This window comes from Pseudomonas gingeri, assembly GCF_013385425.1.
GTDB lineage: Bacteria > Pseudomonadota > Gammaproteobacteria > Pseudomonadales > Pseudomonadaceae > Aquipseudomonas > Aquipseudomonas gingeri_D.
Genome location: NZ_JACAQA010000001.1, coordinates 112,481 through 124,738, shown reverse-complemented (window position 1 = coordinate 124,738; position 12,258 = coordinate 112,481). Strand labels below are relative to the sequence as shown.

General features: G+C 55.5%; 11 protein-coding genes. 2 read left to right on the top strand and 9 right to left on the bottom strand.

Annotated elements, in window-relative coordinates:
* Window positions 1-187: 187 nt before the first annotated feature.
* Genes HX830_RS00520 through HX830_RS00500 form a run of 5 tightly spaced genes read right to left on the bottom strand, consistent with a single transcriptional unit; the run spans window position 188 to window position 7,598 of the window.
* Window positions 188-3,238: a type I restriction endonuclease subunit R gene (locus tag HX830_RS00520; protein ID WP_177098617.1), complete on the bottom strand. Its 3,051-nt coding sequence runs from the start codon at window positions 3,236-3,238 to the stop codon at window positions 188-190.
* Between the two features lie 2 nt (window positions 3,239-3,240).
* On the bottom strand, window positions 3,241-4,419 hold the full coding sequence (locus tag HX830_RS00515) for a restriction endonuclease subunit S (RefSeq protein ID WP_177098616.1): 1,179 nt from the start codon (window positions 4,417-4,419) through the stop codon (window positions 3,241-3,243).
* Entirely contained in the window at window positions 4,416-5,930 is a 1,515-nt protein-coding gene (locus tag HX830_RS00510) for a type I restriction-modification system subunit M (protein ID WP_177098615.1), read from the bottom strand. The genes HX830_RS00515 and HX830_RS00510 overlap by 4 nt, the downstream gene beginning before the upstream one ends.
* Window positions 5,923-6,102 (bottom strand): hypothetical protein, encoded by a 180-nt coding sequence (locus HX830_RS00505; protein WP_256350360.1) that lies wholly within the window; start codon window positions 6,100-6,102, stop codon window positions 5,923-5,925. The genes HX830_RS00510 and HX830_RS00505 overlap by 8 nt, the downstream gene beginning before the upstream one ends.
* Window positions 6,099-7,598 carry a type I restriction-modification system subunit M gene (locus HX830_RS00500; protein WP_177098614.1) on the bottom strand — a complete coding sequence of 500 codons (1,500 nt, stop codon included), beginning with the start codon at window positions 7,596-7,598 and terminating at the stop codon, window positions 6,099-6,101. Before HX830_RS00500 ends, HX830_RS00505 begins: the two co-directional genes overlap by 4 nt.
* 490 nt (window positions 7,599-8,088) lie before the next feature.
* Between HX830_RS00500 and HX830_RS31960 the strand changes: the two genes are divergently transcribed.
* The gene (locus HX830_RS31960) at window positions 8,089-8,769 is read left to right on the top strand and encodes an ATP-binding protein (RefSeq protein ID WP_256350359.1); all 681 of its coding nucleotides are present in this window, start codon (window positions 8,089-8,091) and stop codon (window positions 8,767-8,769) included.
* A gap of 40 nt (window positions 8,770-8,809) precedes the next feature.
* Entirely contained in the window at window positions 8,810-9,052 is a 243-nt protein-coding gene (locus HX830_RS00490; protein ID WP_256350358.1) for a Fic family protein, read from the top strand.
* A 394-nt stretch (window positions 9,053-9,446) separates the two neighbouring features.
* On the opposite strand, the gene HX830_RS00485 is transcribed toward HX830_RS00490, so the two are convergent.
* The 4 genes from HX830_RS00485 to cydB form a co-directional block, all read right to left on the bottom strand.
* Window positions 9,447-10,568, bottom strand: coding sequence for a hypothetical protein (locus HX830_RS00485; protein WP_177098613.1), 1,122 nt, complete (start codon window positions 10,566-10,568; stop codon window positions 9,447-9,449).
* Between the two features lie 130 nt (window positions 10,569-10,698).
* Entirely contained in the window at window positions 10,699-10,938 is a 240-nt protein-coding gene (locus tag HX830_RS00480) for a cyd operon YbgE family protein (protein WP_256350357.1), read from the bottom strand.
* 37 nt (window positions 10,939-10,975) lie between these two features.
* Complete coding sequence (cydX, locus tag HX830_RS00475) at window positions 10,976-11,092, bottom strand: cytochrome bd-I oxidase subunit CydX (RefSeq protein ID WP_100939626.1); 117 nt, start codon at window positions 11,090-11,092, stop codon at window positions 10,976-10,978.
* Between the two features lie 12 nt (window positions 11,093-11,104).
* A complete protein-coding gene (cydB, locus tag HX830_RS00470) occupies window positions 11,105-12,247 on the bottom strand; it encodes a cytochrome d ubiquinol oxidase subunit II (RefSeq protein WP_100939627.1) in 1,143 nt (380 codons plus the stop codon).
* Window positions 12,248-12,258: the final 11 nt, after the last annotated feature.

Here is a 12,258-nt window from a genome sequence, read left to right as displayed (position 1 = left end):
TGGGGTTTATGGGGCGCTTACACTCTTTCCCTATCGCCTGCATCGTTGAAAGTGGACTCGATCCTATGCGTGGCTGTGCAACGCATAGGATCGACTGCCTGGCAACTTCAGTTGAAAGTTACGAAATCCTGTTGCCATGGAGTTGCATGCCGATGTCACCTTCATCGCACGGCGGTACGTCATCGACTTAGTAATGCTCTTCAATATAGGCGTATGCCTTCTCAAACAGGGCTTTGTCTTTGCTTAGGCCAAACTGCGCCAGGGTCAGCATCAGTGCTTTCTGGATTTCGCGTGGGCCACTGTTGGAGTTTTGCCAGCCCTCAAAGCGAGTAGCATTGACAATTTTGTCGATCTGCTCGACCACATCACCAATCAGCTTCGGCGTGGTTTCCGGGCGGGTTTCCAGGAAGAGTTTGGTCAGCGCCTGCTTGTTGTCTGCCTCCGTTACCACCGGGTCACCGGTTTCACGCTCGGCCTGCACCGTATCTTTGGCGGCATCCAGTAGGCCCTTGAGCCAATCGATGGCCTTGATTACGCCGGCTTCATATTCTCGGCGCAGTTTCTCCAGGCGCTCGCCCAGCTCGACGAATACAGCCTCGCCATGGCCGCGCAGACGTCCCATCAGGTCTATTTCCAGCCGGCGGGCACGTTTCTCCTGCTCTTTCTCGGTCAGGGTGAAGATCGCGTGTTCATCCATGATCAGCTCATCGATGTCATCGCGTATGCGACTGATATCGGTGTGCTCGTGAATCATCTTGATGGTCTCGGGCCCTAACGCGACCCAGACCAGCGCGCCCGTTTGACCAACCGGGCGTACTGACTCATAGATTTGCGCCAGCCATTTGTAATCCTGGCGGTAGGGCGTCAGGAAAGGGTCGGGATTGATGGCAGACCAGAGTTTGGCAAGCACACCAAAGGCTGCGGCAAACTCATCGCGGCTTTTATTGTCCGGCAAACATTCCTGTGCGGCCAGTATGCCGTCGAAGCCTGTCAGGGTGCGGTCTACGTTCGGGAAGAAGGCCAGACACAGCTTCAACTGCTCTGGCAGCAACTCCTTGAATTTCTCGATGCCTTCGACAATCCCGTCGATCTCTTCCGGGTTATAGGCCAGCGCCGTGCGAAGGTTTTCGAATACGCCCAGATAGTCGATGATCAGGCCCATACGCTTGGCCACTCCGTCCGCTTCATACAGACGATTGGTGCGGCACATGGCCTGCAGCAAAGTGTGGTCGCGCAGCGGTTTATCCAGGTACATACAATAGCAAATGGGCGCATCGAAACCGGTAAGCAGCTTGGCGGTCACGATCAGCAGCTGCAGGGGTTGTTTCGGGTCTTTATAGGCTTCCAGCAGGTTTTTCTGCGCCTGCTCGTCATCATCGAATTTCTGCCAGCGCTCAAAGTCGGTTTGCTTGATCGGTAGATCGAGCTCTTCCTTCCACTTGTTCCAGTCTTTGTTGAGCTTGCCGTTCTCATCCTTCACCGGAGCCTGATCGATGTTCATGACCACCTCCACTGCGCCGAAACCAAGCTTGTTTCCCAGTAGGTAATACATCTGAACGCAGGCATCGCGGTCATAGACCACCACCATGGCCTTCATTTTTTTCGGCTGCACATGGCTGGTGAAGTGTTCGGCAATGTCGGCGCTGATGGCCTCCATGCGTTTCGGTGCCTTGAGCATAACGGCCAGCTTACCGGCGCGTTTGGACAGGACTGCTTTTTCGTCCTCGTCCAGGTTGTTGTTTTTGACCAGTTGCTCGAACTCTTCGTTGATCGCCTCACGGTCGACCCGCAATTCGGCCAAACGGGGCTCGAACTTAACCGGGTTAGTGGCACCGTCGCGGATCGACTGTTTGTAGCTGTAGCGGTTCATATAGCGGCCGGGGTCTTCATTGGCGCCGAACAGCTTGAAAGTGTTGCGTTCGATGCCGGAGATCGGAGTACCGGTCAGGCCGTAGAAGTGAGCATTGGGCAGCGCCCAGCGCATCTTCTCGCCCAAGCCGCCTTCCTGGGTGCGGTGGGCTTCATCCACCAACACGATGATATTGTCGCGATTGTTCAGGCCAGCCAGGTTGCGCTCATCGATCTCAACATCTTTGAACTTGAAAATGGTGGTGATAAGGATACCGCGGCTGTCTTGTTCGATATGCTCACCGAGCTTTTTACAGCTCTGCACCTTGATCAGGTTTTTCACATCGGCGCCGCCGAAAGTCTCGCTAATCTGGCTGTCCAGGTCACGGCGGTCGACCACGATCAGCACGGTGGGATTTTTCAGGTCGTTGTCGGCACGCAGCATCTTGGCCGCGTAGAGCATCAGCAGAGATTTACCTGAACCCTGGAAGTGCCAGATCAGGCCTTTTTTCGGGTAACCCTGTTTGACCCGCTCGACAATCTGTTTGGCCGTCTCGAACTGCGGGTAACGCGGCAGCAATTTGATACGCTTGGGCGGCGTGTCTTTACCGGTTTTATGCGTAGAGAACAGCGCGAATGAGGCCAGCAGTTGCAGCAGGGTTTGCGGGTTCAGTAGCCCTTCGGCGCTCGCCAGCACGGAGGCCAGAGTAGCAGGAATATCCTCGCGCTGATCAGTATGGTGCCAGGGGCCCCAATCCTTGACCCGAGCATTGATCGCTCCGAAGGCAAAGGTTTTGCCCTCACTAGCGAAGCACAGCAGGTTGGGCACGAAGAAAGACTGCACATGTTGCCAATAGTGCTTCTTACCGCCCATAAAGTCAGCGGCACCGTCTTGCCAACTGACACTAGGGCGAGTGGCACTTTTCACTTCACCTACCACCAGCGGAATGCCGTTTACATACAGCACGATATCGAAGAACACCTCGCCAGCCGCCACATAGTGCACCTGCTGGGCCACCACGAAGTTGTTGTTGTCGAGGTTGTCGAAGTCGATCAGATTGATCGTGACGTGTTCACCATTCTCGCCAAAGGCCAAGGTTTTTTCAGCCAGCAGCCACGTCTGGAAATTTTCGTTGGCCCGGACCAGGCCACTGTGCGGTGCCTCCAATATTACGCCGCGCAACTTGTGGATCACCTCATCGGCATAATCCGGCTGTTGGCCGATAGCCGGGTTTAACGAACATAACCCGTCTTTTAACCATTCATCGACAAAGATATCCTGCGCCTTCTTTGGCAGGTTCTCGCCGTGGCAGTAAGTCCACTTTACCCCGCTTAATTTTTTTAAACGGTCGACAATTCCATTTTCGGTGACGGTTTGTTCGTTAAACATACTCACCCCAACAATTTGTTGATCAGTAGTTTTCGCATATTTTTAGCCTGATCAATTTTTTTATCCAAAGATGCTATATGAAGATCAATCTCACTCAGCAGCATTGCTTTCTTGTCGATAGACTCCAGGTTTTTCGGGAGACTAACTATTATTCCAGAGGTTTTTTTACTGCCGATATGCTTAATTTTTGTACCGGCAGCAATGGACCTGAAATGGCCAGACCTATGCATGTAAACCATCAACCAGTAGAGTGAACTGCTTGATATTTTTTTTTCGTCAGCTCTGAGACGAAGCAAAGTATTCTGAAAGGCCACCGGCCCTTCAATTTGGTTACGCCAGAACAAAGAGTCTCCAACATCACTTTCCTCCCCCCCCTCTACCAGAAGAGTATCGCCATGAACAAGAGAATAAACGGCCAACTCTTCTAAACTAAAATCCATCTCCTTAACATCATCATCTCGAAATATCCCTTTTTTTATATTAGCTGGACGTAGATATCTAATAGGATTTAGACCCGCTTCGTATTTTGGAGATCTTTGCCGACCTCCTTTGACCTCACAAAGATCACTAAGCCTGTAATCTATCCATCCTTCCTTCTTCGTAAATGCTTCATAAATGAGTGCCATTTGGAGCTCCTGACAAGAAACCTTGGCAGCTTCGGCAGCATAAACGTTTTGATCTGAAAGTTTGAAAATATTTAATAAATTTTTCTGTTTTTTTGTATTCGGAACAGTAAAGGTGTACTTCTCCAAGTCGGACCAGTTGACATATGGATTTGTAGAGCCCTTAGAGTTCAGCACTGAATGATTGGTAAAGCCCTCGCTCAGCATTAAGTACGGAAGTAACTCCCCACAAAACAGATCTGCATTCTTTGCCTCTACAACAAAGGTGGTATTAGCTGTTATGCCATCAAAGTCTGCAACTGCAACTTTCTTTAAATATGTCCTGCGAGAGCCATACAGAATATCGCCTCGTTCAAAAATCCTATGGAAAGCTGGACCAACATAAGCTTCAGAAAAAACACCAAAACACTTGACCCGCAAGTCCTCCGACGCTATGTGCCCCCCTTCTACATACTTTTCAAATGGATTATTTTCTCTATCAACGTTTTTTTTACGCTGCCTAGCGACATCACCAAACCGTACCTTTATGCACTCAACAGATGCCTGTTTACTTTTCATCTCTTACCCACCTCATAGCCAAACTCTTTGAGGCTCTTGAACAATTTATTAACCTGCTTATTTATCTGTAAACGGCTGATTTTCCAAGCCTCAATTGCATGTTCAACATCATGCACTTCCCCGTCATTGATACTCTGTACATATAGCGGAATCGATAGATTGTGCTGATTCTCGCGAATTGTCTCGATATCCACTAACGCGCTAATGGCAGGCTGCTTGCTAGGGGTAAAGTAAACTCCGGCCAGCACAGCCAGGTCATCATCCGAAAGCCAGCTATGGGCCCGCTCGCGGGTGACATGTTTGATACCATTGATGAACAGGATCTTGTCTTTGCGCTCAACGGGCTTGTTGCAGTTAAGCACCACCACACAGGATTCCATCGACGAGTTATAGAACAGATTAGGACCCAGGCCGATCACTGCTTCGATAATGTCCGACTCGATCACCTGCTTACGGATGGCCTGTTCCGAGTCACGGAACAGCACACCGTGGGGCCAGAGCATGGCGGCGCGGCCGGTGTCGGGCTTCAGGCTTTTGATGATATGGGTGTAAAAGCCGTAGTCGGCGCAACCCTGCGGTGGCACGCCGTATAGGTTGCGGCCATAGGGGTCGGCGGTGAACTTGTCACGGTTCCATTTTTTGATGGAGTACGGCGGGTTAGCGAAGATCACGTCGAACTGCTTGAGCTGGTCACCCTCGATAAATTTTGGCTCGGCCAGGGTGTCGCCGCGCAACACCTCGAACTCTTCGATCTCGTGCAGGAACATGTTCATACGGGCGATGGCAGAGGTGAGCATGTTCACTTCCTGGCCATAGAGTTTGACGCTGCGCCATTCCTGACCTTCGTCCCGCAGGTCCATCACCGCATTAAGCAGCATACCGCCGGTGCCGCAGGTGGGGTCATAGGCGGTTTCACCGGGTTTGAGACCCATGATGCGGGTCATCAGGTGCACCACGGTGCGATTGGTGTAGAACTCGGCGGCGGTGTGGCCAGAGTCGTCGGCGAACTTCTTGATCAGGTATTCATACGCTTCGCCCAGGTCGTCCTGGGCCACCGACTTGATGCCCAGAGGGATCTTGCTGAAGTGCTGAATCAAGTCGGCCAGCAGGTGGTCGGGTAGACGCTCTTTGTTGGTCCACTGGGCATCGCCGAATACGCCGTGCAGGCGTTCATTGTGGGTCTCGATCAGACGCAGGGCATTCTGGATGGCTTCGCCGATGTTCTTGCTGGTATGGCGTACCTTTTCCCAGCGCGCCTCCAGGGGAATATGGAAGCGGTGAAACATGGGCATGACGGCATAGTCGGCATCGCCCTCGTTGACTTCCATTGCCTCGACATACTCTTCCAGGTAAACGTCGGACAGGCGTTTATAGAATAGTAGCGGGAAGATGTACTGCTTGTAGTCGGAGGCGTCGATCTGCCCGCGCAGAAACTCGGCCGCTCCCCAAAGGAGGTCTTCGAGTTTCTTTTTGCCAAGTTGGGAGGCTTGGTTTTTCTGGTACTCAATCATTCTTACGAGTCTTGTCTGATAGCTGATGAGCAAGCTGGCTCAGGTCGGAGAGGCGTTTGTCTGCGCTGGCGGCATCTTCATGTTGGCGCTGCTGGTGAAACTGCTCGTACTGCGCCCCGGCGTGTTGCTTGATGAACTGCGAGGTGTTGCTGTCGGCGCTATCCGTGCTCATAGCTCAAACCCTTCCTTGATCAGCAGTTCTTCCAGCTCCTGCTCGGCCTGCTCCAATGCGGCCAGTTTCTGCTGAAAGTCTTTCAGCGCCTCTTCGACGGTGATGGTTTCTTCTTCCAGTGGCTTTTGCACATAGCGGGCAATGTTCAGGTTGAAGTCGTTTTCGGCAATTTCACCTAGCGGCACCCAGCGCGCTACGCCTTCCAATGCTATCGCAGAGGGGCCTTGCTGATACTGCTCTAGGTAGATCTGGTAAATCTGATCCGCCTGGGCATTGCTCAAGGTGTTTTGCGCGCGGCCTTTGGTGAAAATCTCCTCGGCATTGATGATAAGTACATGGTCACGATGCTCATAAGGGCGCTGCTTGCGCAGCAACAGGATGCAAGCCGGGATAGCGGTACCGTAAAACAGGTTGGGCGCTACGCCGATAATGGCTTCGATGTGGTTTTCTTGGAGCAGGCTGGTGCGGATTCGGCCCTCTGCCGCACTGCGGAACAGCACGCCATGGGGCAGCACAACCGCCATTCGCCCATCGGCATTGAGGGAGGCGAACATGTGCTGTACCCAGGCAAAGTCACCGTTGGTTTTCGGGGCCAGGCCGTGACTGTTGCGGCTGTAGGCGTCCGCCGCCCATTGTTCATGACCCCACTCACTGAGGCTGAACGGTGGATTGGCGATCACACAATCAAAGGTTTCGAGCCGGTCGTAGATCAGAAACTTGGGCTCACGCAGGGTATCTCCACGAACAATCTCAAAGTCTTCCTGGCCGTGGAGAAACAGGTTCATGCGGGCAATGGCTTCAGTGGTCAAGTTCTTTTCCTGACCTTTGAGCTTCAGCAGCCGGGGATCACCCGCGTTTTCTCGAACGTGGTGAATGGTCTCCAGCAACATGCCCCCCGTACCGCAAGCCGGGTCATAAACGCTTTCACCCGCTTTGGGGTCAAGAATATTGACCATCAGCCGAACAATGGTGCGCGGGGTGTAGAACTCACCGGCTTTTTTGTTGGCTTTGTCGGCAAAACGCTTGATCAGGTATTCGTAGGCGCGCCCCATATCGTCGTTACGAACGCTGGCAACCCCGAGATCGACTTTGTTGAAGTGGTTGAGCAGCGTGGCTAGCAGCTCATCCGGCAAGCGCTCTTTATTGGTCCAACTGGCATCGCCGAAGATGCCGTGTAACTGGGTGTTGGCTTGCTCTATGCCCAGAAAAGCATCCTTAAGTGCCTTGCCTATATCGTGGGACTTGGCGAACACGTCATCCCAGTGGCTGCCAACAGGAACCTGGATGCGATGGAAGATTTTCTCGCGCGCCAGCTCCGCGCTCCCGACCTTGGCCAGCACCTCTTCAAACTCTTCGTCATATACATCACAGATCCGTTTGAAGAATAGGATCGGGAATATGTAGGTTTTGTAGTCGGAGGCGTCGATGGGGCCGGTGATGATGTGTGCGGCATGCCATAGGTGCGCTTCAAGGTCTTTTAATTTAATCAGGGTCATTTTTACTCGAAAAAATCTTGAGCAGCTGTTCGGGTAGCCCGCTCCGCTGGCAGGCTAAAGATGGGGCAAGTGTACTGGATATCATTGAATCGAAGGTCCGCATGTCGAAACTACGGAGACCTTAGCGCTGTGAGGGTGGAAGCGCTTCAGCTTAGGTGTTCAAGACAATTGGCAGAGATATCGCTGAGAATCTCAACAACCTGCGGAAACCTCTGGTATTCCAAAAGGTATTCCACACGAATCTCAAAAAGAAAATTACCTATCAAAATCAACAATTTAACAATCCTGCTCAAATTACCCCGGCCCGCCAAACGAAGCAAAACGAAGCCCGCCTTGTACGGGCTTTGTTGCATCTGGGCTCCTGACTTTTCGGGCCAACCCTGCCGCCACTAGCCCCACCTGTAGGAGCCAGCTTGCTGGCGATATCGACGCCAAGGCGCTTGGCGAGTACTTCCAAAGACGCTTTCGACAAAGCCCAGAACAGACAGGTTTGGAAACCACCCGCATCCTGGAAAATCTTGGGCTCGCCAATGGCGGCATACCCAATTTGGCCGGTTTGCTGCTCTTCGGCCAGGCGCCACAACGTCTGTGCCCGGCGTTCGATATCAAGGCCGTGGCGTTTCCGGGCACGGTGCTGCATGACCGCCACTATCTAGACAGCGAAGATATCGACGGCAATCTGCAGGAGCAGTACCGACGCAGCCTTTCCTTCATAAAGCGCAACCTACGCCACGTGCAGCGCCAGCAGGGCTTCAATACCCTCGGCCAACTGGAAGTGCCGGAGGAGGTGTTCGAAGAACTGCTGGTCAATGCCCTGATCCACTGCGACTACTTTGTCAGCGCCTCCATCCGGATCATGATCTTCGCCGATCGCATCGAACTGATCAGCCCCGGGCACCTGCCTGACGTGCTCGATACCGAGAAAATTCGATTCGGCCTGTCCAACCGTCGTAACCCGACGCTTACCTCCCATGCTGTGCACATTCTCCCCTATCGCGGTTTGGGCACAGGCATCCCGCGCGCTATCGATGCTTGGCCGATGATCCGGCTGGAGGACGACCGGCAGAGTAATCAGTTCAAGGTGGTGATTCAGCGCGCCGTTGAAAAAGGGCCTCTTTCGGGCCCAAGTGGGGACCAAGTAGGGACTAAGTCGGGACCAAGTAGGGACTGAGTCCGCTGTCGAAGGAAAACAGGCCGAAACTCGCCTGCCTTTGCAGCAAGAGCAGGTAACGCTGCTGTGCAGGATGACAGGCGATCACACTGCACCAGAGCTGATGACCTTCGTCGGGCGCAGCAACCGCAGCAAGTTCCGCGAACAGGTTTTGGCCCCACTGCTGGCGCTTGGTGTGGTCGAGATGACCATTCCAGACAAGCCCAACAGCAGCAAGCAACGCTATCGCCTGACCGCAGCCGGCCGAGCACTAAAGGCTGAACAACGCTCCTCAGACGACTGAGCCCGGACAACCACGCCTTTGCGCCAGCACAATGCGGCGTTTTGCACATTTTCGCCCCAGGTACAGGGAGACAACTGCGCGCGCCGCGTGGAGCGCTAGTCATCCAGCGCTGGTTGCTTGATCAATGGGATCTGTCGCTACTCCCCTGGCTCTTGAGATGGCGGCTCGGGTTAAAGCTATCCTTCGTGGTAACTCTGGACCATTCGCTCGCGCATAACGATGCCGTTGTGTTTTGTCGGTAGATATTTATAACTACCGACGTAATGCAACATCCCTGGCGAGTCGGCCTGGGCTACCTGCTGTACGGCGATCAACAGGCCTTCCGCACGCTCGTACCGTTCAACCGCTGGGCCCGGAACACCACCGCCAACCGCCCGAAGGCCCTTCACAACGGCTACCTGCTCGACGGCAAGCCCCTGGCCGACGAAGGCAGCGACGACCCTGCCATGGCCGCCACCGGCGGCGATACGGCAGTCATTCCCAACGCCGCGAGCAATTGCACGCGTGGCAACGGCGTGTGATCGACCAGCAGGGCCCTCAATACACTGGCATCGGCTTCAAGCGGCATGCCCAGTGTCCTGCGCACCGACTTGGGCAGGGCCGCCCGCAAGGCCGTGACCATGTCCACTGCCTCACCCAATGATTGGCCCAGGCCGTTGTAGACCCGATAGCGCCCATCCGCCCGTACCAGCACCCGCTGCAACTCGGCCTGCTCAAGCCCGATGCTGTCCAGCAAGGCCCCCGCGGGGCTGGCCTGGCGCACCTCGATGCGCATGCAGCCGGGCCAGCAAGGCAAGGTTTCCAGGGTGTGCAGCACCAGCACATCGCTGTCCTCTCCGGCCGCCGACGCCAGGTAGAGCCCCTCGTACGCGCGGTTCAAGCGCAACTGCTGGCGATACCACAGCGCATCCCGGAGCATCCGCGGGGGTGCCACCTGCGCCGTGGACAACTGACGAAGCTCGTCCTCGTCAGCCCGGGCGATCAGCTCTCGTACCATGGAGGTCGGCAGATCGGCAAAGAACCTTCTGACCTGCCGCACCCGGGGATCGCCCGACTGCTGCCGAAACTGATAACAGATGTCGAACACTTCGTTCCTGCGCCGGGCAAGGGCTTCGCCGGCTTTGCGCCTCAACGCCAACAGGCGGTCTGCGGCCGAGGCGTAGTCGTCCCCCAGCCACTCCCTGATCTGCTCGTCGTCCAGATGATTCAGCACACTGATCCACAGATCGCCGGCCATCAATTGAGCCTCGCTCACCGAGATTCGCGGCAAGTCCTCGGCGCTGTCTTGCGGGTACTCGACCCGGTTGGCGGCTCCCGCTTCGAACAACTGCAATACCCGTGAAGTGGGCCAGATCAGTTGCAGTCCCACTTGTTGCAGATAGCGTTGCACATCGGCGTCTTTTGCCGGCGTCTCGTCTTCGGGATGCTCGATGAAGCGCCTGATCTCCCTGTCCAGCCGGAAGCGCTCCACGGTATCGAGCAAAAATGCCCGGGGCCACCGACGGTCCCCGGGCATCAGCAGCGGCCATGGCCAGGTTGACGATGGTCACCCGCCGTGTCCCGGCGGATCAGCCCGTGAGGACGGCCAGCAGGTCCTCGTTCTGCGGAAAAGGTGGCTGGAAAAGGCGGCGCCCATCTAAGTGTCCCTAATGCACCCACATCACCGCATAGCCCAAGGTCATCAGCCCCCAGGCCACGAGCGGATGAAACAGCACTTGCCACACTCGCGCACGCGGGTCGAAGCCCACGCCGTGCACATACCCGGCGGCCACGCCCCACATGACCAGCATCAGCAGGTTGTGGTTGTAGTGACCTTGGGCGTTGAGGATGGTGATGGGGTGGATCAGTAGAATCAGGCTCAATGGAACGGCCAGCAGTAGGGACAAGACCCTGCTGCTGGCTCGTCGCAACCGCGGTGTGGCTTCAGCGGTCACCCGCGGACTCCTTATCCAGCGTGTCGGTGGCTTCGAGCCACATGACGTTGATGATGCCGAAGCTACAGGCCAATAAGACGCCGAGGATCCAGGCAAAATACCACATAGTGTGCGCTCCTCAGTAAAGGCCGTGGGGGTTGGCGTCGATGTGCTTGGTGGTCACTTTGCCCCACATTTTGGCGTAGCACCAAAGGGTGTAGCAGAGGATCAGTGGCACGAAAATCGTTGCGGCAACCAGCATGATATTGAGTGTCATACGGCTGGAAACCGCATCCCATACGGTCAGGCTGGAGGCCGGGTCGATACTCGACGGCATGACAAAGGGGAACAGGGAAAAACCAGCGGTGCAGAGGGTGCCAACGATGGCCAGGCTGCTGCCCAGGAACGCGCAGCGACTGTGACCGCCGCTGGCCGAAAGCAGGGCCAACAACGCCCCGACTATTCCCACTACCGGTGCGATGACGGTCAGCGGGTATTTCCCGTAGTTCGCCATCCAGCCCAGGTTGCTCGCGGCGACGGTCTTGCTCAACGGATTCAGGGCCATGCCGGGCTCAAAGGCGGAGGTGATGGTTTGCCCTTCGATGCTGCCCAGCAAGAGCCAGAGACCGGCACCGATGAAGGCCAGCAGATAAACCGCCGCGAACAGTTGAGCAGCGCGGCGTGAACGCCGGGCAATATCTCCCTCCGTACGCATCATCAACCACGTGCCGCCGTGCAGGCAGAGCATGCTCAAGCTGACGACGCCGGCGAGCAGTCCGAATGGGCTGAGCAGCTGCCAGAAACTACCGTGGTAGCTGGAGCGCAGCGTGTCATCAAACTGGAAGGGCACGCCCAGGAGCAGGTTACCGAACGCCACGCCGAATACCAGCGAAGGCACCACACCGCCAACAAACAGGCCCCAGTCCCAGCTTTGCCGCCAGCGGGTGTTGCTCAGTTTGCTCCGATAATCGAAGCCTACCGGGCGAACAAACAAGGCAAACAGCACCAGCAGCAGGGCCCAGTAGAAGCCCGAAAACGCAGCGGCATAGACCAATGGCCAAGCGGCGAACAAGGCACCGCCGGCGGTAATCAGCCAAACCTGATTGCCATCCCAATGCGGCGCGATGGTGTTGATCACCACCCGTCGTTCGTTATCGTTGCGGCCGACGAAGGGCATCAGCGCGGCGGCGCCGAGGTCGAAACCATCGGTCAGGGCGAAGCCGATCAGCAAGACGCCAACCAGTACCCACCAGATCAGTTTGAGGCTTTCATAGTCGAACATCATTGTGCTCC